General features: G+C 75.0%; 17 protein-coding genes and 1 pseudogene. 14 read left to right on the top strand and 4 right to left on the bottom strand.

Annotated elements, in window-relative coordinates; genetic code table 11:
• Window positions 1-937: 937 nt before the first annotated feature.
• Window positions 938-1,645, top strand: a pseudogene (locus tag ACFVU7_RS40545) (tetratricopeptide repeat protein); the annotation flags it as partial.
• Window positions 1,646-1,822: 177 nt separating this feature from the next.
• Window positions 1,823-2,707 (top strand): hypothetical protein, encoded by an 885-nt coding sequence (locus ACFVU7_RS40550; RefSeq protein WP_375877814.1) that lies wholly within the window; start codon window positions 1,823-1,825, stop codon window positions 2,705-2,707.
• Window positions 2,708-2,826: 119 nt separating this feature from the next.
• On the opposite strand, the gene ACFVU7_RS40555 is transcribed toward ACFVU7_RS40550, so the two are convergent.
• Window positions 2,827-4,197, bottom strand: a complete 1,371-nt coding sequence (locus tag ACFVU7_RS40555) for a DUF1015 family protein (protein WP_082345921.1) — start codon at window positions 4,195-4,197, stop codon at window positions 2,827-2,829.
• Window positions 4,198-4,289: 92 nt separating this feature from the next.
• Between ACFVU7_RS40555 and ACFVU7_RS40560 the strand changes: the two genes are divergently transcribed.
• Window positions 4,290-4,988 carry a M48 family metallopeptidase gene (locus ACFVU7_RS40560; RefSeq protein ID WP_107086519.1) on the top strand — a complete coding sequence of 233 codons (699 nt, stop codon included), beginning with the start codon at window positions 4,290-4,292 and terminating at the stop codon, window positions 4,986-4,988.
• 143 nt (window positions 4,989-5,131) lie between these two features.
• Window positions 5,132-6,169 (top strand): HAD-IIA family hydrolase, encoded by a 1,038-nt coding sequence (locus ACFVU7_RS40565; RefSeq protein WP_049654729.1) that lies wholly within the window; start codon window positions 5,132-5,134, stop codon window positions 6,167-6,169.
• A 36-nt stretch (window positions 6,170-6,205) separates the two neighbouring features.
• Here the strand turns inward: ACFVU7_RS40565 and ACFVU7_RS40570 are convergent, their stop codons facing one another.
• Window positions 6,206-6,553: an SCP2 sterol-binding domain-containing protein gene (locus ACFVU7_RS40570; RefSeq protein ID WP_388051227.1), complete on the bottom strand. Its 348-nt coding sequence runs from the start codon at window positions 6,551-6,553 to the stop codon at window positions 6,206-6,208.
• 179 nt (window positions 6,554-6,732) lie between these two features.
• Between ACFVU7_RS40570 and ACFVU7_RS40575 the strand changes: the two genes are divergently transcribed.
• From ACFVU7_RS40575 to ACFVU7_RS40590, 4 genes are all read left to right on the top strand, one after another.
• The gene (locus ACFVU7_RS40575; protein WP_388051230.1) at window positions 6,733-7,632 is read left to right on the top strand and encodes a hypothetical protein; all 900 of its coding nucleotides are present in this window, start codon (window positions 6,733-6,735) and stop codon (window positions 7,630-7,632) included.
• Complete coding sequence (locus tag ACFVU7_RS40580) at window positions 7,616-7,858, top strand: hypothetical protein (protein WP_074004682.1); 243 nt, start codon at window positions 7,616-7,618, stop codon at window positions 7,856-7,858. The genes ACFVU7_RS40575 and ACFVU7_RS40580 overlap by 17 nt, the downstream gene beginning before the upstream one ends.
• 36 nt (window positions 7,859-7,894) lie before the next feature.
• On the top strand, window positions 7,895-8,701 hold the full coding sequence (locus tag ACFVU7_RS40585) for a TlyA family RNA methyltransferase (protein WP_388051233.1): 807 nt from the start codon (window positions 7,895-7,897) through the stop codon (window positions 8,699-8,701).
• Between the two features lie 93 nt (window positions 8,702-8,794).
• Window positions 8,795-9,700 carry an NAD kinase gene (locus tag ACFVU7_RS40590; protein ID WP_049654720.1) on the top strand — a complete coding sequence of 302 codons (906 nt, stop codon included), beginning with the start codon at window positions 8,795-8,797 and terminating at the stop codon, window positions 9,698-9,700.
• Window positions 9,701-9,819: 119 nt separating this feature from the next.
• On the opposite strand, the gene ACFVU7_RS40595 is transcribed toward ACFVU7_RS40590, so the two are convergent.
• Window positions 9,820-11,319 carry a PLP-dependent aminotransferase family protein gene (locus tag ACFVU7_RS40595; RefSeq protein ID WP_375875572.1) on the bottom strand — a complete coding sequence of 500 codons (1,500 nt, stop codon included), beginning with the start codon at window positions 11,317-11,319 and terminating at the stop codon, window positions 9,820-9,822.
• A gap of 131 nt (window positions 11,320-11,450) precedes the next feature.
• Between ACFVU7_RS40595 and ACFVU7_RS40600 the strand changes: the two genes are divergently transcribed.
• The 3 genes from ACFVU7_RS40600 (at window position 11,451) to ACFVU7_RS40610 (ending at window position 15,315) form a co-directional block, all read left to right on the top strand.
• Window positions 11,451-12,149, top strand: a complete 699-nt coding sequence (locus tag ACFVU7_RS40600; RefSeq protein ID WP_074004685.1) for a hypothetical protein — start codon at window positions 11,451-11,453, stop codon at window positions 12,147-12,149.
• 88 nt (window positions 12,150-12,237) lie between these two features.
• A complete protein-coding gene (recN, locus tag ACFVU7_RS40605) occupies window positions 12,238-13,971 on the top strand; it encodes a DNA repair protein RecN (RefSeq protein ID WP_198959457.1) in 1,734 nt (577 codons plus the stop codon).
• A gap of 165 nt (window positions 13,972-14,136) precedes the next feature.
• On the top strand, window positions 14,137-15,315 hold the full coding sequence (locus ACFVU7_RS40610) for a glycosyltransferase family 4 protein (protein WP_181970711.1): 1,179 nt from the start codon (window positions 14,137-14,139) through the stop codon (window positions 15,313-15,315).
• Between the two features lie 8 nt (window positions 15,316-15,323).
• Here ACFVU7_RS40610 and ACFVU7_RS40615 read toward each other — a convergent pair whose 3' ends face one another.
• A complete protein-coding gene (locus tag ACFVU7_RS40615) occupies window positions 15,324-17,321 on the bottom strand; it encodes a glycoside hydrolase family 15 protein (RefSeq protein WP_388051237.1) in 1,998 nt (665 codons plus the stop codon).
• 716 nt (window positions 17,322-18,037) lie between these two features.
• On the opposite strand from ACFVU7_RS40615, the gene ACFVU7_RS40620 reads away from it, so the two are divergent.
• From ACFVU7_RS40620 to ACFVU7_RS40630, 3 genes are all read left to right on the top strand, one after another.
• Window positions 18,038-19,717 carry a CTP synthase gene (locus tag ACFVU7_RS40620; RefSeq protein WP_375875575.1) on the top strand — a complete coding sequence of 560 codons (1,680 nt, stop codon included), beginning with the start codon at window positions 18,038-18,040 and terminating at the stop codon, window positions 19,715-19,717.
• A gap of 95 nt (window positions 19,718-19,812) precedes the next feature.
• Window positions 19,813-20,460, top strand: coding sequence for an NUDIX hydrolase (locus ACFVU7_RS40625; protein WP_117490101.1), 648 nt, complete (start codon window positions 19,813-19,815; stop codon window positions 20,458-20,460).
• Between the two features lie 217 nt (window positions 20,461-20,677).
• A complete protein-coding gene (locus ACFVU7_RS40630) occupies window positions 20,678-22,876 on the top strand; it encodes a tetratricopeptide repeat protein (RefSeq protein ID WP_388051240.1) in 2,199 nt (732 codons plus the stop codon).
• Window positions 22,877-23,033 lie beyond the last annotated feature (157 nt).

Here is a 23,033-nt window from a genome sequence, read left to right on the forward strand (position 1 = left end):
CCGTTGGTACTGCAGGGGGGACCCTGTGGGAGAGTAGGACGCCGCCGAACAATTATTCAAGGCCGCGGCCCCAGCGACTCGCTGGGGCCGCGGCCTTTTTGTGTTTTGCGAACGTGAAGAAGATCGGCAAAAGCGGGACTTCCGCCCAGACGCGGAGGGTCCCGGCATGTCGGACAATGGAGAAGGTACGCGGGCCAGCAGGCCGGCGTCGAAGCCGCGTGGCGGTGGTGGAGTCGCATGCTCCGCCCGCGGTGTAGCTGAAGCAGCAGAAGGAGTCACCACGATGTCGAACCAGCCCCAGGACCGTCCCGAGCGTCGATCGGACGACGGCCGAGGCTACGAGCCCCGGTCCCGCGGGGGCTGGTCCAACGACCGTGGCGGCGACCGCGGTGGCTTCCGCCGCGATGACCGCCCCTCCGGCGGCTACCGTCGCGACGACCGTGACGACCGTCCGCGTCGTGACGACCGTCCGTCGGGCGGCGGGTACGGCCGCGACCGCGACGACCGCGGTGGCGACCGTGGCGGCTTCCGCCGTGACGACCGCCCCACCGGCGGGTACAACCGCGACCGCGGCGACCGTCCGTCGGGCGGTTTCAACCGTGACGACCGTGGCGGCGAGCGCGGCGGTTTCCGTCGTGACGACCGTCCGTCGGGTGGCGGTTTCAACCGCGACCGCGGTGACCGTCCGGCCGGCGGTGGCTTCCGCCGTGACGACCGCCCCTCGGGTGGCTTCAACCGTGACGACCGCGGTGGCGACCGTGGCGGCTTCCGCCGTGACGACCGTCCGTCGGGTGGCGGTTTCAACCGCGACCGTGGCGACCGTCCGGCCGGCGGTGGCTTCCGCCGTGACGACCGCCCCTCCGGCGGCGGTTTCCGTCGCGACGACCGCCCCTCCGGTGGCGGCTTCCGCCGCGATGACCGCCCGTCCGGTGGTTTCCGTCGGGACGACCGTGACGACCGTCCGCGTCGTGACGACCGCCCCTCCGGCGGTTTCAACCGTGACGACCGTGGTGGCGACCGTGGCGGTTTCCGTCGTGACGACCGTCCGTCGGGTGGCGGTTTCAACCGCGACCGTGGTGACCGTCCGGCCGGCGGTGGCTTCCGCCGCGATGACCGCCCCTCGGGTGGCTTCAACCGTGACGACCGCGGTGGCGACCGTGGCGGCTTCCGCCGTGACGACCGCCCCTCCGGCGGTTTCAACCGCGATGACCGTGGTGGCGACCGTGGTGGTTTCCGTCGTGACGACCGTCCGTCGGGTGGCGGTTTCAACCGCGACCGTGGTGACCGTCCGGCCGGCGGTGGCTTCCGCCGTGACGACCGCCCCTCGGGTGGCTTCAACCGCGATGACCGCAGTGGCGACCGTGGCGGCTTCCGCCGTGACGACCGCCCCTCCGGCGGTTTCAACCGCGATGACCGTGGCGGCGACCGCGGTGGCTTCCGCCGTGACGACCGCCCGAGCGGTTTCCGTCGTGACGACCGTGACGACCGTCCGCGTCGTGACGACCGTCCGTCGGGTGGCGGTTTCAACCGCGACCGTGGTGACCGTCCGGCCGGCGGTGGCTTCCGTCGTGACGACCGCCCCTCGGGCGGTTTCAACCGCGATGACCGCGGTGGCGACCGTGGCGGCTTCCGCCGCGACGACCGTGGTGGCGACCGCGGTGGCTTCCGCCGTGACGACCGCCCGTCGGGTGGCGGCTACCGCCGTGACCGGGACGAGCGCGGCGGCGACCGCCGGGAGTACGACGACCGCCGGGGCAACTACGAGCCCGTCAAGCGTCTGCCGATCCCGGAGGACGTCACCGGCTACGAGCTGGACGCGGACGTGCGCCAGGAGCTCAAGAGCCTGCCCAAGACCCTCGCGGACGACGTCGCCCGCAACCTGGTGATGGTGGCCCGCCTGCTCGACGGCGAGGCGGAGGAGGCCTACCAGTACTCGCGCATCGCGCTCCGTCTGGCCTCCCGCGTGGCGGCCGTCCGTGAGGCGGCCGGTTTCGCCTCGTACATGACGCAGCGCTACTCCGAGGCGCTGACCGAGTTCCGCGCCGCCCGTCGGATGACCGGCCGGGCGGACCTGTGGCCGGTGATGGCCGACTGCGAGCGCGGTCTGGGCCGTCCGGAGCGGGCGCTGGCGATGGCCGGCGAGCCCGAGGTGAAGCAGCTGGACAAGGCCGGCCAGGTCGAGATGCGCCTGGTGGCGGCCGGTGCCCGCGCCGACATGGAGCAGTTCGACGCCGCCGTGGTGACGCTGCAGAGCCCGGAGCTGGCCTCCAACTCCGTTCAGCCGTGGACCGCGCGTCTGCGCTACGCCTACGCCGAGGCCCTGATCGCGGCCGGCCGGGCCGACGAGGCCCGTGACTGGTTCGCCAAGGCCGCCGAGGCCGACACCGACGGCACCACCAACGCCTCGGAGCGGCTGGCCGAGATCGACGGCGTGGAGTTCACCGACACGCTCGACCCGGAGCTGGCCGAGGACGAGGCCGAGTCGACGGACGCCCCGGTGCAGAAGAAGCGCGGTGGCGGCGACCACTCCGAGGACCGCGTGATCTTCGAGGACGAGGAGGACGTCGAGGAGTTCTACGACGAGGACGACCTCGAGATCGACGACGACTTCGACGGCGTCGTCCCCGAGCGCGCCCAGCAGGCCGAGGCCGCCGAGGCCGAGGAGTCGAAGGCCGCCAAGGCCGACGCCGACGCCGACAAGAGCTGAGCAGCTCCCAGGCAAACGCCGTGAGGCCCTGCCGTTCCCCGGGAAACTCCGGGAACGGCAGGGCCTCACGGCGTTCCGGCCCGTGTCCGGGCCGGCCGAGGTGTCAGCCCCGGGCGGTGTCAGCCCAGCGCGAGGTTGCGCAGCACCAGCCCGGTGGCCGGCTTCGGCCCGAAGGAGGTGGACTTGCGCGGCATGGTGACGCCCTGCTCGGCCAGCCGTCGTACCACGGACTCCCGGACCGGGTGCAGCAGGACGGCGGTGCCGCCGGTGCGCGCGGCCTCCTGTTCGGCGGCCACGGCGGTGTGCAGGTAGCCGATGTCGTCCGGGCCGTCGGGGACGTGCCAGGTGCGGTCCAGCAGGGTGGCGTGCAGGACGGTGGCGTCCAGGTGGCGCCACTCCTCGGGCCGGCCGTGCGGCACGGTGGCGTCGAGCAGGGACTCCTCGGGCTCGCCGAGCAGCCAGTAGACGCCGTCGCCGCCGGTCAGGACGAAGCCGTTGCCGCCGTGCCGCTTCTGCTCGGCGAGGGCCTGGAGCGCGGCGGACAGCGGCCCGGGGACCTCCTTGACCTTCCACTGGTCGCCGAGCCGCTCCAGCGCCTCGGCCACCGGCAGCCGGTACAGCACGCGGTGGATGGCACGGACCCGCAGCGGGTAGCGGGCGGTGTCCACCAGGAGCACCATGCCGCGGTCCCAGGGGCTGCGCGGCAGGTGGCGGTGCTCGCGCTGGAGGCGGAGGTACATCTCCCAGCGGTGGTGGCCGTCGGCGATCAGCGCCCGGCAGGTGGCCAGGTCGCGGCTGATCTCGGCGATCTCGGCCGGGGCGGTGACCGCCCACAGGCGGTGGTGGGTGCCGTCGCTGGTGGCGGTGGAGAGCAGCGGCTCGCGTTCGACCGTCCGCTCGATCACGCCGGAGGCGCCGCCGCCGCCCCGGTAGGTGAGCAGCAGCGGTTCCAGGTTGGCCCGGGTGGTGCGCATCAGGCCGACCCGGTCGGCGACCGGCCGGGGCATCACGTCCTCGTGCGGGAGCACCACGCCGCCCTCCCGACCGCTCACCGCGAGGGCGCCGATCAGGCCGCGCTGGAGCAGCTCGGGGGAGTCGGCGGTGGCCGGGAGCCGCTGCTCGTAGACGTAGATCGCGGGCTCGGGGTCGGCGGCCAGGACGCCCTCGCGCTGCCAGGCGGCCAGCAGCCGGGCGGCGTGCCGGTAGCGGGTGTCGCGGTCGGGGCGGTCGCCGGCGTCCTCGGGCTCGGGCCTGGGCAGGATCAGCCGGACCACGTTGTGCGGGTCAGCGGTCTCCAGGTCGAGCCGGCGGCCCGGGTCCACGACGTCGTACGGCGGGGACGTCACGGCGGCCAGGGTGCCGACCCGGTCGGGGACGTAGCGCAGGCCGCGGAAGGGGGACAGGGACAGGCCGGCGGTGGCGACGTGCCCGGGATCGCCGGGGCCGCCCTCGGGAGTCTCGACTCCGTCTTCTGCACTGGGTGTGCTCATTCTGGGCATCGTAACCGGGTACGCGTTGTTGAGAGATCGGAATACCCGTGCCGATCTGTGGGGCGGGTGTGCGACCGAGGGCGAGGTACGGCATGGACGACGGGCAGGAACGGGTGGACGGCGGCGGCCCGGCCGAGTCGGGCGGGCCGGTCGGTGCCACCCGCGGGGACGCTCCGGCCGACGGCGTGCCGGGCCGCGTGCCGGGCGACGGTTCGACGGCCGGCGCGGTGCCGGTCGGTTCGGAGGGCGGCTCGGAGGCGGGTACGGAGACCGGCGGGGTGCCGCGGCAGAGCCGCTCCGGGGAGCCCACCGGGGACGTCTACGACTGGTTCCGCCGGGGCGCCCAGCTGCTGGCGCAGGGGCACCCGGCGGCCGCCGAGCAGCTGCTCGCCCGGGCGGTGGCGGCCGAGCCGCACTCGCGCAGCATCCGGGAGGCGCTGGCGCGGGCCCAGTTCGACGCGGGCTCGTACGCGGCGGCGCTGGCGAACTTCCGTGCCGTGGCGCTCGCGGATCCGGCGGACGACTACGCTCAGTTCGGATGGGGCGTCTCGGCGGCCCGGCTGGGCGACTTCGAGACCTCCGCCGAGCACCTGGCGCTGGCCGTGGCGATGCGGCCGGAGTCCGACCACTACCGGCAGGCGTTGCGGCAGACCAGGGCGACCCTGGCGGCCCGCGCCGGGGCGTACGGCCCGCTGCTGCCGGGAGCCCCCGGGTACGTGGAGCCCCCGGCGGGCGCCGAGGGCCCGGCCGGCGGAACGGCGGGCACCGCCGGTGCCGACGGCGCCGCCTGACCGGTGGGCGCCGCGACCCGGCCGGACGCCGTACCGGGCGCTGGGCCGGAGGCCGTACCGGACGCCCTGACACCCTGACGCACGAGGACGTGCGACACGGACGACGCAGTGAACGACGACGCAGTGAATGAGGTAGCGCAGCCATGACCGAGACGGCCACCCCCGTGCGACGGACCGCCCCCGGAGGCAGCGAGCGGCCGCTGACCGACGCGTACGACACCGCGCTGCTCGACCTGGACGGCGTGGTCTACGCCGGCGCGCACGCGATCGAGCACGCGGTGGACGCCCTGGACGCGGCCCGGACGGCCGGGATGCGGCTCGCGTACGTGACCAACAACGCCTCCCGCCCGCCGAGGGTGGTCGCCGAGCACCTGACCGAGCTGGGCGTCCCGGCCGAGCCGGCCGACGTGATCAACTCGGCCCAGGCCGCCGCCCGGCTGGTCGCCGAGAAGGTGCCGGCCGGCTCGAAGGTGCTGGTGGTGGGCGGTCTCGGGCTGGAGGAGGCGCTGGCCGAGCTGGGGCTGGTCGCGGTCCGCTCGCTGGCCGACGGGCCGCTCGCGGTGGTCCAGGGCTTCGACCCCTCGGTGGGGTGGACGGACCTCGCGGAGGCCGCGTACGCGGTGCAGAGCGGCCTGCCCTGGGTGGCGTCCAACCTGGACCTGACGGTGCCGAGGGCCCGCGGCATCGCGCCCGGCAACGGCACCCTGGTGGCGGCCGTGCGGGCGGCGACCGGGGTGGAGCCGGAGGTGGCGGGCAAGCCGCTGCCGCCGATGCACCGGGAGACCGTGCTGCGCACCGGCGCGGAGCGGCCGCTGGTGGTCGGGGACCGGCTGGACACCGACATCGAGGGCGCGTTCAACGGCGGGGTGGACAGCCTGCTGGTGTTCACCGGCGTGACCACCCCGGAGCTGCTGCTGGCGGCCCCGGTCGAGCACCGGCCGACCTACCTGGCGGCGGACCTGCGCGGACTGCTCGTCCCGCACCCGGCGGTGACGCCGGTGGACGGCGGCTTCGGGTGCGGCGGCTGGGTCGCGGGCGTCGAGGCCGGGGTGCTGCGGCTGTCCGGGGCCGGGGACCGCTGGGACGGCCTGCGGGCGCTGTGCGCGGCCGCGTGGACGGTGCTGGACGCGGGCGGCGCGCCGGTGGACGGCCGGAAGGCGCTGGCCGACCTGGGGTTCTGAGGACGGTCCGGCGGTCGGCGGGTACGGCGGCCGGGGTCAGAGCAGGGTGCGCAGCCGCAGCAGGTCGCGGAAGCCCGCCTCCAGCCTGACCCGGCCGCTCGCCCACGCGGAGCCGAAGTTGAGCCGCCCGCCGACCAGCGCGACCAGGTCGTCGCTGCTCATGGTGAGCCGGATCTCCGCCTTCCCGGTTGGGGCGCCGGGGGCCACCACCACGTCCTGGATCCGGCCGTCGCGCAGCCGCCCGGTGAAGGTCAGGTCGAGGTCGGTGATCCGGCAGCTGAGCGAGCGGTCGAGGGCCGCGGCCTTGCGGACGTCGCCGGTGGACTTCGTCATGTTCCGGCTGAGCTGCTCCAGCGCCTCCCGGCACTCCTCGGCGTTCGCCACGGGCCGGCTCCCTCCCCCGGTCGCTACGGTGCTGACTGCGGGCCACGGTACCTCAGGCGGGTTTTGGCGGTAGCGTCGTCGGTGGGGTGCCCGGAACGGCGCCCGGGTACTGAGGGCGACGGAGCGACGCCCAGAGGCGATTGGGAGGCACCCGGATGCTGCCGAGGACGGTTCGGGGAGTGGTGGAGACCGCCGCCGGAGTGGTCGAGGAGGTCGGCAAGCTGGTCGTCGGGACGGCGAGCTCGATCCTGGAGAAGGCCGGGGTCGACGTCGCCGGGGTCGAGCGCAGGCTGGGCGGCCAGTTCCCGCCGTCGGTGGAGACCCTGCAGACCCTCGCCGGGGAGGCGGTCACCGCCGGGCGGGCCGGGGTGGACCTGGCCGTCGGCGTGGCGCGCAACGAGGCGGAGAAGGTCTTCGAGAGGGTCGGCGACCAGGTGACCAAGGTCGGCGTGGTGCTGGCGTACCTGGAGACCAAGCTGCGCGAGGTCGAGGAGGAGGCCCCGGCGGCCGCGTCCGGGCCGGGGGCGTACGGGGCCGAGGAGCCGGTGCCGGCGCCGCGGGCCGGCGACCTCTTCGGGCGCGGGTGGGAGGCCGAGGAGGAGCGGTCGGCCGCCCGGACGGTGGGTGAGCCGATAGTCGCCGAGCGGGTGGAGGTGGACGAGCCGGTCGAGGTCGACCCGCCGGTCCCGCCCGTCTCGTCCGTCCCGCGGGTTTCCGCGGTCGCCCCGGCCCCGCGGGAGGAGCCCGCGGCGGAGGAGAGCGCCGCCGGGAAGAGCTCTGCCGGGAAGGCCGCCGCCGAGAAGAGCACGGCGAAGAAGCCCACCGAGGTGAAGAAGGCCACCCCGGCGAAGAAGACGTCGGCCAAGACGACGCAGGCAGGGAAGGCCGCCGCGAAGCGGACGACGACCGTCAAGAAGTCCGCCACCCCCCGGCAGGCCGAGGCCGGAACCGAGCCCGGGACGCCCGCGAAGCGTGCGGCGACCAGGAAGACCACGGTCCGCAAGGCCACCAGCACGAAGAAGCCCGGCGACCCGAAGAAGTCCGACGACGCGAAGAAGCCCGATGCCCGAGACGAGTGAACCGCCCCGGTCCGTCCGGCACGCCGGGCCGCCGGCACCGCTCGACGCGGTGCTCCCCGCCGAGCCGCTCGGCGTCGAGCTGCTCCCCACCGGCCACCCCGGGGTGGACGCCGGACTGGCCCGGCTGGAGGCCCTGGACGGGGTCCCCGCCGAGGCACACGTCGCGGTGTACGAAGATGTTCACCAGCGGCTCGTCGACACACTGGCCGCGCTCGACCAGGAATGACCCGCAGGATCCGTAGGAGCTGAAACACCAGTGGCAGTGGCACGACGTCGACTCGACGCGGAATTGGTCCGCCGCAAGCTGGCCCGATCGCGTGAGCACGCGTCCGAGCTGATCGCCGCCGGCCGGGTGACGGTCGGCGGCGCCACCGCGACCAAGTCGGCCACCCAGGTGGAGACCTCGGCGGCGGTCGTGGTGGCGAAGGACGAGAACGACCCCGACTACGTCTCGCGCGGCGGCCACAAGCTCGCCGGCGCGTTCGCGGCCTTCGTGCCGCAGGGCCTGGTCGTCGAGGGCCGCCGGGCGCTGGACGCGGGCGCGTCCACCGGCGGGTTCACCGACGTGCTGCTGCGGGCCGGCGCCGCGCACGTGCTGGCGGTGGACGTCGGCTACGGGCAGCTCGCCTGGTCGCTGCAGAGCGACGAGCGGGTCACCGTGATGGACCGCACCAATGTGCGCGAGCTGACGCCGGAGCTGATCGGCGGCACCCGGGTCGACCTGGTGGTGGGCGACCTGTCGTTCATCTCGCTCGGCCTGGTGCTCCCGGCCCTCGCCTCCTGCGCGGCCGAGGACGCGGACCTGGTGCTGATGGTCAAGCCCCAGTTCGAGATCGGCAAGGAGCGGCTGGGCAGCGGCGGGGTGGTGCGCAGCCCGCAGCTGCGCGCCGAGATGGTGCGCCAGGTCGCGGGGCAGGCGTGGGAGCTCGGGCTGGGCGTGCGCGCGGTCACCGCGAGCCCCCTGCCGGGGCCGTCCGGCAACGTCGAGTACTTCCTCTGGCTGCGCCGTGACGCTCCGCGGCTGGACCCCGCGGACGCGGACCGGGCCGTGGCGGAGGGGCCCCGGTAGGGTGCCTTGCGAGCGTCCGGCCCGTCATGTCGTATGGCGCGGCCGCCCCGGGACCAAGGGCGACCCGGCAGGCGTTAGGGAGAGGGCAGCGGCATGAGCGATGAAGAACGTACGGTCTTCCTGATCGCGCACACCGGCCGGGAGACGGCGCTGCGCAGCGTCGAGGCCCTGGTGCACGGGCTGCTGAAGGTGGGGCTCCGGATCAGACTGCTGGAAGCCGAGGCGGTGGACCTGGACCTGCCGGAGGGCGTCGAGAAGGTCACCGAGGGCCCCGGGGCGGCGGACGGCTGCGAGCTGATCCTGGTGGCCGGCGGGGACGGGACGCTGCTGCGCGGGGCGGAGCTGGCGCGCTCCCACGGGCTGCCGATGCTCGGGATCAACCTGGGCCGGGTGGGCTTCCTCGCCGAGGCCGAGCGGGACGACCTGGCCGTGGTCGTCGAGCGGGTGGTCGACGCCGACTACGAGGTCGAGGAGCGGATGACGATCGACGTCATCGTCCGCACCAACGGCGACGTGGTGCACGAGGACTGGGCGCTGAACGAGGCCTCGATCGAGAAGGCGTCCCGGGAGCGGATGCTGGAGGTGGTGACCGAGGTGGACGGCCGTCCGGTCTCCAACTTCGGCTGCGACGGCGTGGTGTGCGCGACGCCGACCGGGTCCACCGCGTACGCGTTCTCCGGCGGCGGGCCGGTGGTGTGGCCGGAGGTGGAGGCGCTGCTGATGGTGCCGATCTCCGCGCACGCGCTGTTCGCCCGCCCGCTGGTGACCTCGCCGGAGTCGGTGCTGGCGGTCGAGGTGCAGCCCAAGACCCCGCACGGGGTGCTCTGGTGCGACGGGCGGCGTTCGGTCGAACTGCCCGCCGGGGCGCGGGTGGAGGTCCGCCGGGGCCGGACGCCGGTGCGGCTGGCCAGACTGCACCGGGCGCCGTTCACCGACCGGCTGGTGGCCAAGTTCGCGCTGCCGGTGACGGGTTGGCGCGGCCGGGCCGACCACCAGTAGCCGCGGTCGGCCGCGGCACGGCCGACCGCGGCCCGTACAGACGCGGTTCGTCCGGCCGCGGCCCGCGCGAACGCGCCAAAGTTCCCGCGCGCCAAGGGACTTGCCCCGCCGCGCGGCCGTCAGACCGCCAGCGGCTGGGACTCGTCCGCCGGTTCGAGGCGTCCGCCGGCCGCTGCCTGGGCGGCCAGGTCGGCGAGGCGTTCGACGGCGGCGGGGACGGTCGCGGCGGGCACGGTGACCGGGAGGCGGATGTGGTGCTCGAAGGCGCCGTCCGAACCGAAGCGGTTGCCGGAGGCGATCCGGACCCCGCTGCGCTCCCCGGCCCGGGCCAGCGCCGCGCCGGACAGGCCGTCGGTGGAGACCCACAGTGAGAGCCCGCCCGACGGCATGGTGAAGCTCCACCCGGGCAGCCGTTCGGGCAGGGCGGCGGCGAAGGCCCGCGCGGTGGCCCGCAGCCGGGTCAGCTGGTGCTCCCGCACGTCGGGCAGCGGATCGCCCAGCAGCTCGGCGGCGATCAGCTGGTCCAGCACCGGGGTGCCGACGTCGCTGTAGACCCGTTCGGTGGCCAGCCGGCGTACCAGCGCGGGCGCGGCCCGGACCCAGCCGATCCGCAGGCCGCCCCAGAGCAGTTTGCCCGCCGAGCCGACGGTGACCACCTGGGCGGCGCGGTCCAGGGCCGCCGTCGGGCGCGGCAGCGGCGTGGACGGCGGTACGCCCCAGCCGAGTTCGGCGGTGGTCTCGTCGGCCAGCACGATGCTCCCGGCGGCCCTGGCGGCGGCCAGCAGTTCGCGGCGCTGCTCCTCGTCGATCAGCGCGCCGGTCGGGTTGTGGAAGTCCGGGATCACGTACGCGACCCGGGGGCCGGCCCCGCGCAGCACCCGCCGCCACTCGTCGAGGTCCCAGGTGGGCCGCGGCGTCCAGGTGTACGGCACCGGGACCAGACGGGCGCCGGCCAGCCGCAGCGCCTGGAGGGTGTGGGCGTAGCTGGGCGCCTCGACGGCGACCCGGTCGCCGCGGCCGACCAGCGCCCGCTGGAGCAGGTGCAGGCCGCCCATCGCGCCGGTGGTGATCAGGATCTGGTCGGGGGTGGTGGGCAGTCCGCGCTCGGTGAAGCGGCGGGCGACGGCCTCGCGCAGCACCGGGACGCCGGTGGGGTAGTGGCCGTGCCCGGCGGCGTAGTACGGCAGCTGTTCGACGGCCCGGGCGGCGGCCTGGCCGACCCAGGGCTGGGGGGCGGGCGGGGCGGCGACGCCGAGGTCGAGGATGCGGCCCTGCTCGTCCGGCGGGACGGGGTGCAGGGCCTCGCCGGGCGGCGGCGCGCCCTCGGGCAGGGCGGTCCAGCTGCCCGCGCCGCGCCGGCTGCGCAGGTAGCCGTCGCCGCGCAGGGTCTCGTACGCGGTGGCGACGGTGGTGCGGCTCATCGCCAGTGCGGTGGCCAGCTCGCGTTCGGCGGGCAGCCGGGCGCCGACCGGCAGCCGGCCCTCGGTGACCAGCAGCCGGATCTGTCCGGCCAGGGTGCGGTAGGCGGGGCGGCGGGCGGCGGCCGGCTCGGGGAGCCGGGCGGTGGTGAGCAGCCGCGCGAGTGCGGGCGGGGTGACGGTGGTGTGCCAGTCGACCATGGCTGAAAAGTCCACTTGCTCGGGATTGGCCCTGGAGCGGGCAGCTTTGGACTGGCCATCATGGCAGGGCGGCCATGCCGGCCGCCACCACCGGGCGCCCCGGTGGTGCAGCACCACCGCAGGAGCAGGCCTTGGCCACCACGACCACACCAGGATCAGCCACCCCCACCAGACCCGGACCGGCCGCCGGGCGGACGCTCGCCGTCCGGGTGTTCGGCGACACCCACGCCCTCGGCCGCCGGATACCGCAGCTGTTTGTCGGCCTCGCCCTGTACGGCGTGAGCATGGCGCTGATGCTCCGCGCCGGCCTCGGCCTCGACCCCTGGGACGTCCTGCACCAGGGCCTGCAGCGCACCATCGGCCTCTCCGTCGGTACCTGGGTGACGATCTGCGGCGCCCTCGTCCTGCTGCTGTGGATCCCGCTGCGCCAGCGCCCGGGCCTGGGCACCGTCGCCAACGTGCTGGTGATCGGCGCGGCCATGGACCTCACCCTGCGGGTCGTCGACGGCCCCGGCGCCCTGCCCGCCAGGATCGCGCTGACGGCCGCGGCGATCGCCCTCAACGGGCTGGCCAGCGGCCTCTACATCGGCGCCCGGCTCGGCCCCGGCCCGCGCGACGGCCTGATGACCGGCCTGCACCGGCGCACCGGCCGCTCGCTGCGGCTGATCCGCACCGGCATCGAGGTGACGGTCCTCACCGCCGGGCTGCTGCTCGGCGGCACCGCCGGGGCCGGCACCGTCGCGTACGCGCTGGCCATCGGCCCGCTGGTGCAGCTCCTGCTGCCCTGGTGCACCGTCCCGGTGCCCGCCGAGGACGCCCGGAAGGGATGAACTTCCGGGCACGGAGTTGCCGCGCGCCGTTGTCGCTCGTCGCGCGCCGGGGGCGGAACCTCGTAAGGTCGTCTCCGTGTTGGACGAGATGCGGATACGGGATCTTGGGGTCATCGACGACGCGGTGGTCGAACTCGCCCCCGGCTTCACCGCCGTGACCGGTGAGACCGGCGCCGGGAAGACCATGGTCGTGACCAGCCTCGGCCTGCTGCTGGGGGGACGCGCCGACCCGGGCCTGGTGCGCAACGGCACCGGACGCGCCGTCGTGGAGGGCCGCCTGGAGCTGCCCCCCGGCTCCCCGGCGGCGGTCCGCGCGCTCGAGGCCGGGGCCGAACTGGACGACGGCGCGCTGCTGATCAGCCGGACCGTCTCCGCCGAGGGCCGCTCCCGGGCGCACGTCGGCGGCCGGTCCGTCCCGGTCGGGCTGCTCGCCGAACTCGGCGAGGACCTGATCGCCGTGCACGGCCAGACCGACCAGCAGCGCCTGCTGCGCCCGGCCCGCCAGCGCGGCGCGCTGGACCGGTACGCGGGCGCCTCGGTGGCCGGGCCGCTGGCCCGCTACCGGGAGACCTACCGCGTCCTGCGCGAGGTCTCCGCGACCCTGGAGGAGCTGACCACCCGGGCCCGCGAGCGCGCCCAGGAGGCCGACCTGCTGCGCTTCGGCCTGGACGAGATCGCCGCCGCCGAGCCGGTGGCCGGCGAGGACGCCGAGCTGGCCGCCGAGGCCGAGCGGCTCGGCCACGCCGACGCGCTGTCCTCCGCCGCGACCCTCGCCCACGCGGCGCTGGCCGGCGACCCGGTCGACCCGGAGGCGCTGGACGCGGGCACCCTGCTCGCCCAGTCCCGCCGGGCCCTGGACGCGGTTCGCCACCACGACGAGCGGCTGGCCGCCCTGGCCGACCGCCTCAACGAGGTCGGCTACCTGCTCGCCGACGTGGCCGGCGACCTGGCCGGCTACGCGGACGACCTGGACGCCGACCCGGTGCGCCTGGCCGCCGTCGAGGACCGCCGGGCCGTCCTGGCCCAGCTGCTGCGCAAGTACGGCGGCGAGGAGAACTCGCTCGCCGAGGTGATCGCCTGGGCCGAGGCCAGTGCGGTGCGGCTCGCCGAGCTCGACGGCGACGACGACCGGATCGACGAGCTCGGCGCCCGGGAGAGCGAGCTGCGGGCCGAGCTGGCCGAGCTGGCCGCCGAGGTGTCGCAGGCCCGGTACGCCGCGGCCGGGCGGTTCGCCGACGCGGTCTCCGCCGAACTCGCCGAACTGGCCATGCCGCACGCCCGGGTGACCTTCGCGATCGGCCAGGTAGACGACCTGGCCGGGATCGAGGTCGGCGGGCGCACCGTCGCGTACGGACCGCACGGCGTGGACGAGGTCGAGGTGCTGCTCGCCCCGCACCCCGGCGCCCAGCCGCGCCCGATCGCCAAGGGCGCCTCCGGCGGTGAGCTGTCGCGCGTGATGCTCGCCGTCGAGGTGGTCTTCGCGGGCGCCGACCCCGTCCCCACCTACCTGTTCGACGAGGTGGACGCGGGCGTCGGTGGCAAGGCGGCGGTCGAGATCGGCCGCCGGCTGGCCAAGCTCGCGGAGTCCGCCCAGGTCGTGGTCGTCACCCACCTCCCGCAGGTCGCCGCGTTCGCCGACCGGCACCTGGTGGTGGAGAAGACCAACGACGGCACCGTGACCCGCAGCGGTGTCAAGGTGCTGAACGACGAGGAGCGGGTGCGCGAACTCTCCCGGATGCTGGCCGGCCTGGAGGACTCGGAACTGGGCCGCGCCCACGCCGAGGAACTGCTGGCCGCGGCCCGGGCCCCGCGCCGCCGCTAGCCGGGGCCGGCGGCCCCCCGGACGTCGGCGACGCGCCCCCGTGGCGCCGACTGTCCAAGAGGGCCGCCGACCTGGCATCGTGGCGGCTGGACACTGGCTTCCCAGCCCCGAGCGCCGCCGGGCGGGCAATCCTCGCGAAGCGGCGCGCGAACCTGATCGAGTCGGATGCGAGACGACGTGGACCATTCCGCCGCCCGGGCCACCGCGGCCGTCCCCGAACCGGGGCAGCTGCACGTGGTACTCGTCCTGGCCGCCAGCACCGGCGGCATCGGTGCGCACGTGCGCTCCCTGGCCCAGGGCCTGGTCGCACACGGGGTGAACGTCACGGTCTGCGCGCCGGCCGGCACGGACGCGCTGTTCGGCTTCTCCCGTACGGGCGCCAGGTTCCACACCGTCGACATCACCCCCACCGCGGGAGCCCGCAGCGACGCCACCGCGATCGGCGAGCTGCGCCGGGCCTTCACCGGCGCCGACGTGGTGCACGCCCACGGGCTGCGCGCCGGGCTGCTGTCCGACCTGGCGCTGCGCACCGCGGGCCGCTTCCCGGGCCTGCGCCCCGAGACCCCGCTGGTGGTCACCTCACACCACGCGCTGCTGGCCACCGGCATGGAGCGCCGGCTGCAGCGGCTGATGGAGCGCCGGGTGGCGCGCGCCGCCGACCTGGTCCTCGGCGCCTCCTCCGACCTGGTCGCCCGGGCCCGCGAACTGGGCGCCACCGACGCCCGGCTGGGCCCGGTCGCGGCGCCGCCGATGCCCGAGGGCCTGCTCGGCCGCGCCGAGGCGCGCGCCGCGCTGCTCGGCGACGGCCCGGACCGTCCGCTGGTGCTGGCGGTCGGCCGGCTCGTCCCGCAGAAGGCCTTCGGGCTGCTGCTGGACGCCACCCGGGAGCTGTCCGCGCTGGACCCGGAGCCGCTCGTGCTGCTCGCCGGGGACGGCCCGGAGGCGGGCGCGCTGCGCGAGCGGGCGGCCGCGGAGAAGCTGCCGGTGCGGCTGCTCGGCTACCGGACGGACGTGCCCGACCTGCTGGCCGCCGCCGACGTGGTGGTGGTCCCCAGCCGCTGGGAGGCCCGCTCGCTGGTGGTGCAGGAGGCGATGCGGGCCGGCGTGCCGGTGGTCGCCACCGCCGTCGGCGGCATCCCCGAACTGGTCGGGGACGCCGCCGAGCTGGTGCCCCCCGGCGACCCGGCGGCGCTCGGCCGCGCGGTGCGCGCCCTGCTGGTCGACCCGGCCCGCCGCGAGCGGCAGGTGGCGGCCGGCCGGCAGCAGGCCGACACCTGGCCGGACGAGGCCGCCACCGTCGCCCAGGTGCTCAGCACCTACGACGAGCTGGTGCAGCGCGGCTAGGGGCGGACCTAGAGCGTGGCCCGCTCGGCCCGGTCGGTGGCCGGCCCGTCCGGCTGGGCGGACAGGTACGCCGCGCCGCAGGCGGTCAGCCGCAGGGCGGTGTCGATCAGCGGGACGTGGCTGAAGGCCTGCGGGAAGTTGCCGACCTGGCGCTTGAGGCGCGGGTCCCACTCCTCGGCGAGCAGGCCGACGTCGTTGCGCAGCGCGAGCAGCCGGTCGAACAGCTCGCGGGCCTCCTGGACCCGGCCGATCATGGCGAGGTCGTCGGCCAGCCAGAACGAGCAGGCCAGGAAGGCGCCCTCGTGGCCGGAGAGGCCGTCCACGTTGTTGCCCGACTCGTCGTGGGTCGGGTAGCGCAGCACGAAGCCGTCCTCGGTGGACAGTTCGCGCTGGATCGCCTCGATGGTGCCGATGACGCGCTTGTCGTCGGCGGGCAGGAAGCCGACCTGGGGGATCAGCAGCAGCGAGGCGTCCAGTTCCTTGCCGCCGTAGTACTGGGTGAAGGTGTTGCGCTCCGGGTCGTAGCCCTTCTCGCAGACGTCGGCGTGGATGGTGTCGCGCAGCGCGCGCCAGCGCTCCAGGTGGCCGCCGGTGGGCTCGTCCTCGGGGGTCTGCTCCAGGAGCTTGATGGTGCGGTCGACGGCGACCCAGGCCATGACCTTGGAGTGGACGAAGTGGCGGCGGGGGCCGCGGACCTCCCAGATGCCCTCGTCGGGGTTCTGCCAGTGGTCCTCGAGGTAGTCGATCAGGCGCAGTTGGAGCTGGTGGGCGTGGTCGTTGCGGACGAGGCCGGTCATGTGGGCGAGGTGGAGGGCTTCGACGACCTCGCCGTAGACGTCGAGTTGGAGTTGTCCGGCGGCGCCGTTGCCGATGCGGACGGGCTGGGAGCCCTCGTAGCCGGGCAGCCAGTCGAGGGAGGACTCGGTGAGCTCGCGCTCGCCGGCGATGCCGTACATGATCTGGAGGTTCTCGGGGTCGCCGGCGACGGCGCGCAGGAGCCATTCGCGCCAGGCCTTGGCCTCGTCTCGGTAGCCGGTGCGCAGCAGGGAGGAGAGGGTGATGGCGGCGTCGCGCAGCCAGGTGTAGCGGTAGTCCCAGTTGCGTTCGCCGCCGATGTCCTCGGGGAGGGAGGTGGTGGGGGCGGCGACGATGCCGCCGGTGGGGGCGTAGGTGAGGCCCTTGAGGGTGATCAGGGAGCGGATCACGGCTTCGCGGTAGGGGCCCTGGTAGGTGCACTGGTCGGCCCAGTCGTGCCAGAAGTCGGCGGTGGCGTCGAGCATGCCCTCGGCGTCCGGGGGCTTGGGCGCGTCGAGGTGGGAGGCCTGCCAGGTGAGGGCGAAGGCGATCCGTTCCCCGGCGGTCACGGTGAAGTCGGCGTAGGTGGTGAGGTCGCGGCCGTAGGTCTCGGCCCTGCCGTCCAGCCAGACCGAGTCGGGGCCGGCCACGGCGACGGTGCGGTGGCCGCCGTCGGCCTGCTCGACGCGGTGCACCCAGGGGACCACCCGGCCGTAGGAGAAGCGCATCCGCAGTGCGGAGCGCATCCGCACGGTGCCGGAGACGCCCTCGACGATCCGGATCACCTGGGGGACGGCGTCCTTGCCGGCCAGCGGGCGCGGCGGCATGAAGTCGATCACCCGGACGGTGCCGCCCTGGGTGTCCCACTCCTGCTCCAGGATCAGCGAGTCGCCCCGGTAGCGGCGGCGGTCGGCGGGCACGGCCGGGGCGGCGGCGGTGGGAGGGGGCACCCGCAGGTCGGCGGTCTCGGCGATGCGGACCCGTGCGGGCGAGGGGGCCGGGGCCGTCGCGGGGAGGGGGACCGAGGTGACGACGGCCTCGGCCGGGCCGATCCGCCAGAAACCGTGTTCATCGGTGCCGAGCAGGCCGGCGAACACGGCCGGCGAGTCGAAGCGGGGAAGGCAGAGCCAGTCCACCGCCCCGTCCCTGCTGACCAGGGCAGCGGTCTGCATGTCCCCGATGAGTGCGTAGTCCTCGATACGGCCGGCCACGTGGATCTCCAGTTCGCAATGTGGTCAGGGCATCGGCGAGCGGAGGGAGCGAGCGGTCTGCGGGGCCGGAGGTCCACCCCGGGACGTCCGGCCTGCCGGGGGTGGTGGCGGGCCTTGCTGGAGTGTCCGCGGGGCTCGGTCGAGCCCCTGGAGTGGGTGGGGATGAGCGGGAATACGGGGAGGTCCGGTCGCGCATCGGGGACCGGGAGTGTCCTGACCCTCCCACGCCCTCCGCGTGCTCGTGCTGTCGGCGATGCGTCCGAGCAGCTTACGACGGACGAAAGGGGCGAAGCACGCGGACGCAGCCCGGTGTGGCGCCGCAATTCGGCGGAAATGCCGTGCATCGCGAGGGCGCGGCGCAGGATGGTCCGGAAGGATCACCTCCGCCTGGCCCGGCAGGGGGAGCCGGGATGGTCCGGACGGACACCGCGCTCTGGCCCGGTCCGGCGGGTTGTGCGACCGGTGTGAAACCTGTGGCGTGTGATGCGCCGGTCGTGCGCCCCGCGCGCGCTCCCGGCGCGGTGCGCGTGCCTCGATCGGCGTCCGGGTCGCGTCACTGATACCCTGGTATCCCGTGGACCGGCGGGATCAAACGCCCCGGACCAGCCGAACCGACGACCCAGTGAGCGCCGCGCACCGAGCCGGCCTCCCGTCACGGCGAACCCCGAGCCTCCCGCCCACGTCTGCTTCGACACGCGACCCACGGGAGCCCCCTCTTGGCACAGCCCCATTCCGGCAAGGCAGCGAACGGCCGCGCCGTGACGACCAAGCACCTCTTCGTCACCGGGGGTGTCGCCTCTTCGCTCGGAAAGGGGCTGACCGCCTCCAGCCTCGGCGCGCTGCTCAAGGCCCGCGGCCTGCGCGTGACGATGCAGAAGCTCGACCCCTACCTCAACGTGGACCCGGGCACCATGAACCCGTTCCAGCACGGTGAGGTGTTCGTCACCGACGACGGCGCCGAGACCGACCTGGACATCGGTCACTACGAGCGGTTCCTGGACACCAACCTGCACGGCTCGGCGAACGTCACCACCGGCCAGGTGTACTCGACGGTCATCGCCAAGGAGCGCCGCGGCGAGTACCTGGGCGACACCGTCCAGGTCATCCCGCACATCACCAACGAGATCAAGTCCCGGATCCGCCGGATGGCGACCGAGGACGTCGATGTCGTGATCACCGAGGTCGGCGGCACCGTCGGCGACATCGAGTCGCTGCCGTTCCTGGAGGCCGTCCGCCAGGTCCGCCACGAGGTCGGCCGGGACAACGTGTTCTTCGTGCACGTCTCCCTGCTGCCGTACATCGGCCCCTCGGGCGAGCTGAAGACCAAGCCCACCCAGCACTCCGTCGCCGCGCTGCGCAACATCGGCATCCAGCCCGACGCGATCGTGCTGCGCGCCGACCGCGAGGTCCCGCAGGCGATCAAGCGCAAGATCTCGCTGATGTGCGACGTGGACGAGGAGGCCGTGGTCGCGGCCATCGACGCCAAGTCGATCTACGACATCCCCAAGGTGCTGCACGGCGAGGGCCTGGACGCGTACGTGGTGCGCCGTCTGGACCTGCCGTTCCGCGACGTCGACTGGACCACCTGGGACGACCTGCTGCGCCGCGTCCACGAGCCGCAGCACATCGTCAAGGTCGCCCTGGTCGGAAAGTACATCGACCTGCCGGACGCGTACCTGTCGGTGACCGAGGCGCTGCGCGCCGGCGGCTTCGCCAACAACGCCCGGGTCGAGATCAAGTGGGTCACCTCGGACGACTGCGAGACCCCCGAGGGCGCCCGGGCGCAGCTCGGCGACGTCGACGCGATCTGCATCCCCGGCGGCTTCGGCGACCGCGGCGTCAACGGCAAGGTCGGCGCGATCACCTTCGCCCGCGAGAACAAGGTGCCGCTGCTGGGCCTGTGCCTGGGCCTGCAGTGCGTGGTCATCGAGGCGGCCCGCAACCTGGCCGGCCTGCCCGAGGCCAACTCCACCGAGTTCGACGCCGCCGCCAAGCACCCGGTCGTCTCCACGATGGCCGAGCAGCTGGCCATCGTCGACGGCAAGGGCGACCTGGGCGGCACCATGCGCCTGGGCCTGTACCCGGCCAAGCTCGCCGAGGGCTCGATCGTGCGTGAGGTCTACGGCGGCGAGCAGTACGTCGAGGAGCGCCACCGCCACCGCTACGAGGTCAACAACGCCTACCGCGCGGACCTGGAGAAGACCGGCCTGGAGTTCTCCGGCCTCTCTCCCAAGGGCGACCTGGTCGAGTACGTCGAGTACCCGCGCGAGGTGCACCCCTACCTGGTGGCCACCCAGGCCCACCCGGAGCTGAAGTCCCGCCCGACCCGCCCGCACCCGCTGTTCGCGGGCCTGGTCAAGGCGGCCATCGAGATCAAGACCGCGGTCTCCGAGTAGTCCTCCCCGGTCGTTCACCGAACGGCGGCCCCGCGATTCCCGCGGGGCCGCCGTTCGGCGTTAGATTGTGTCGTACTGACGAAAAGGGGAGAGCGATGGACGAGCAGAGCCGCCAGGGGATCGCCGACGTGGCCGAGGAGTGGGAGGTCCGGGCCGGCGGGACGCCCTTCCAGGGCAAGGTCACCGGGGTCCGCAGCGAGGAGGTCCGGATGCCCGACGGCAGCTGGGCCCGCCGCGACTACCAGACCCACCCCGGCTCGGTCTCGGTGCTCGCCCTGGACGACGAGCAGCGGGTGCTGGTGCTGCGCCAGTACCGCCACCCGGTGCGCCAGCGGCTGTGGGAGCTGCCCGCCGGCCTGCTCGACGTGCCCGGCGAGAACCCGTGGCACGCCGCGCAGCGCGAGCTGTACGAGGAGGCGTACTGCAAGGCCGGCACCTGGCGGATCCTCGCCGACTACTACACCTCCCCGGGCGGCACCGACGAGGCGCTGCGGATGTTCCTCGCCACCGACCTGGCGCCGGCCGAGGGCGAGCGCTACGCGGCCCAGGGCGAGGAGCAGGAGATCGAGGTCGCCTGGGTGCCGGTACCGGAGCTGATCCGGCTGATCCAGGCCGGGAAGCTGCACAACCCGACCCTGGTCACCGGCACCCTCGCCGTGCACGCCGCGCTCACCGGCCCGGACGGACTGGACGCGCTGCGCCCGGCGGACTCGCCCTGGCCGGCCCGCCCCTTCGAGGCCTGAGTCGGCCGCTCGGGGGACGGCCGGCCGCCGGTCGTTGAGTCGTTGGGGTGATTTGCGGATTCGTACGACCGGATGTCACCTCGGCTGAGCCGGACGGTCGAACTACGCTTCGCAGACAGGGCGCCCGTCCCGGGCCGCCTCCGCTGAACTCCGGAGGCCGGGCACCGGAAGCCGGGTGTCGGATGCCGAGCGCGGGATGACGTCGGGAGTGGCACGGGTGGCGAGGAAGACGGCGACGATGGACCCCGGCCCCGGCGCGCCCGCCGGGGCCGTCCCGGGCCTGGAGCGGCTGCCGGCCGCGCCCACGCTGTTCGTCGGGCGGCGCGCCGAACTGGCCGCGCTGCGGGCGGCCGCCGCCCGCCCGGCGAGCGGGCGCTGCCCGGTGCTGGTGCTGGCCGGGCGCCCCGGCTCCGGACGGACCGTACTGGCCGCCCGCTTCGCCCGTACCGTCGCCGCCGACTACCCGGACGGCGTGCTGTTCGTCCGGCTGTCCGCCCCGGACGGCGGCCGGGTGCCGCCCGCCCGGGCCGCCCGGCTGCTGCTGGAGCAGCTCGACCCGCAGACCGCCGTGCCGCTGCCCGGGACGGGCGAGGACGGGCGGGACGAGCCGGGCTGCGTGGCGCTGCGCGAGGCGCTCGCCGGGCTGCGGGTGCTGCTCGTCCTGGACGACGTCCGGGACGCCGGGCAGGTGTGGCCGCTGCTCGCCGACGAACCGGGCTGCCTGGTGCTCGCCACCACGGCCGGGCCGCTCACCGGGATCGAGGACATCGACCCGGTGATCCTCGGCGGGCTGGACCGGCAGGCCTCCGGCGAGCTGCTGGCCGACCTGGTCGGCGGCACCCGGATCTCCTGCGACCCGGTCGGCGGGGCGGACCTCGCCGAGGCCTGCGCCTCCCGACCGGCCGCGCTGCGGCTGATGGCGGGGTGGCTGCGCGGGAACCCGAAGATCGCGGTCACGGAGGCGGCGCGCGAGCTCAACCGGGTGGTGGGGGAGGAGACGGCGGTCACGGGGGCCGTCGCGGAGCCGGCCGCGGGCGGCGAGGCCGCCGCGGTTGCTTCGTCGAAGGAGAAGGAGAAGGAGAAGGGGAGGGCACCGAAGAAGAAGGAGGGGGAGCGGGCGGCCAAGGCCTCCGGTGCCCCTTCGGCCGGGCCCGCCGGAGCGGCCGGAGCCGCCGGGCCGGGCGGGGCCGCCGTTCGGGGCCCCTCGGGGAAGGCGGCCCCGGGGAAGCCGGGGGAGGGCCGGGCCGGTGAGCCCGCCGCGGCCGCCGCCGCGGTGACCGAGTCGGCCGGTGACCCGGCGGCCTGGGTGAAGCCCGGCCCGGAGCCGGCCGAGCCGGTGCCCGTCCCCGACAACGATCCGCTGCTCGGCGCGTTCAGCCTGCTGTACCGCGGGCTGCCGGCCGCCCAGGCGCGGATGCTGCGCACCCTCACCCTGGCCCCGGCGCAGACCGCCGACCCGCGCACCGCCTCCGCCCTGGTCGGCTGCCCGGTGCCGGACGCGGCCGCGACGCTGGCCGCGCTGGCCGAGCGGGAGCTGCTCGGCGAGGAGGCGCCGACCGCCGACGGCACCCCGCGCTACCGGGTGCCCGGGCGGCTCTACCCCCGACTGGTCCGGCTGCGCGAGCAGGAGGACCGGCCCACCGAGACCGAGCTGGCCCGGGCCCGGCTGCTGGAGCGGCTGGTCCGGCTCACCGAGTCGGCCCGCGCGCTGCTCGACCCGGCGGCCGGCCCGGGCTCCGGTCAGGACCCGCTGCCCGCCCCGCTGCGGCTGCGCTCGGCCGCGCACGCCCGCGAGTGGCTGCTCGGCGAGCGGGAGCTGCTGCTCGGCGCGGTGGCCGACGCGATCGGCCAGGGCGACCTGGACGGATCGGCCGGGCGGCTGGTCACCGCGCTGCTGCGGGCCCTGCCGCTGACCGGAGCCGCCGCCCCCACCGACCTCTACCGGCTGCACGAGCTGGTGCTGACCGTCGCCGAGCGCAACGGCCGGCCCCGCCGGGCCTCGGCCGCGCTGCTCAACCTGGGCGACCTCCAGGCCTCGGCGGGTCGCTGGGAGCAGGCCGCCGCCCACTACCGGACCGCCCTGGAGCACGCCCGGAGGGCCGACGACGAACCGCTCTGCGCCCGGGCCCTGGAGAGCGCCGCCAACTGCCACCGGGCGCTCGGCGACGCGGTGCGGGCCGCCGACTGGTACGGCCGGGCGCTCGGCCTGCGGCAGGCGCTCGGGGACCACGCGGCCGAGGCCCGGCTGCTCGCCCGGGTGGCCGAGGCGCACACCGCGCAGCGCCGCTTCGACGAGGCCGACCGGGAGTACCGGGCCGCGCTCGCGGTGCTGCGCCGGCTGGGCGACGAGCGGGGCCTGGAGGCCGTCGGGGGCGCCCTCGCGGACCTGCGGGAACGCGTCGACGCCGGGTGGTGATGGGCCTTTCGGAGGTATTGTCGGAAGTGCCCGGTTACGACGTCTTTGGTGGGTAAGTCGCAGGGGAAGCCTACGAATCTGCCAATGTGTTCGGAAAATTTATTCACTTTGGAAGGCTGACACGCCGCCTGGGCTTCATTACACTCGAACTCAGTCG

Origin of the sequence: Kitasatospora sp. NPDC058046 (assembly GCF_042885595.1) — a bacterium.
In the GTDB taxonomy this organism is placed as follows: domain Bacteria; phylum Actinomycetota; class Actinomycetes; order Streptomycetales; family Streptomycetaceae; genus Kitasatospora.

Bases quoted from the DNA above. Each gene is read 5' to 3' on its own strand.
- ACFVU7_RS40555 (WP_082345921.1), bottom strand. From the start codon at position 4,197: ATGAGCACACCCAGTGCAGAAGACGGAGTCGAGACTCCCGAGGGCGGC.
- ACFVU7_RS40560 (WP_107086519.1), top strand. From the start codon at position 4,290: ATGGACGACGGGCAGGAACGGGTGGACGGCGGCGGCCCGGCCGAGTCG.
- ACFVU7_RS40565 (WP_049654729.1), top strand. From the start codon at position 5,132: ATGACCGAGACGGCCACCCCCGTGCGACGGACCGCCCCCGGAGGCAGC.
- ACFVU7_RS40580 (WP_074004682.1), top strand. From the start codon at position 7,616: ATGCCCGAGACGAGTGAACCGCCCCGGTCCGTCCGGCACGCCGGGCCG.
- ACFVU7_RS40590 (WP_049654720.1), top strand. From the start codon at position 8,795: ATGAGCGATGAAGAACGTACGGTCTTCCTGATCGCGCACACCGGCCGG.
- ACFVU7_RS40595 (WP_375875572.1), bottom strand. From the start codon at position 11,319: ATGGTCGACTGGCACACCACCGTCACCCCGCCCGCACTCGCGCGGCTG.
- recN (WP_198959457.1), top strand. From the start codon at position 12,238: ATGCGGATACGGGATCTTGGGGTCATCGACGACGCGGTGGTCGAACTC.
- ACFVU7_RS40610 (WP_181970711.1), top strand. From the start codon at position 14,137: ATGCGAGACGACGTGGACCATTCCGCCGCCCGGGCCACCGCGGCCGTC.
- ACFVU7_RS40625 (WP_117490101.1), top strand. From the start codon at position 19,813: ATGGACGAGCAGAGCCGCCAGGGGATCGCCGACGTGGCCGAGGAGTGG.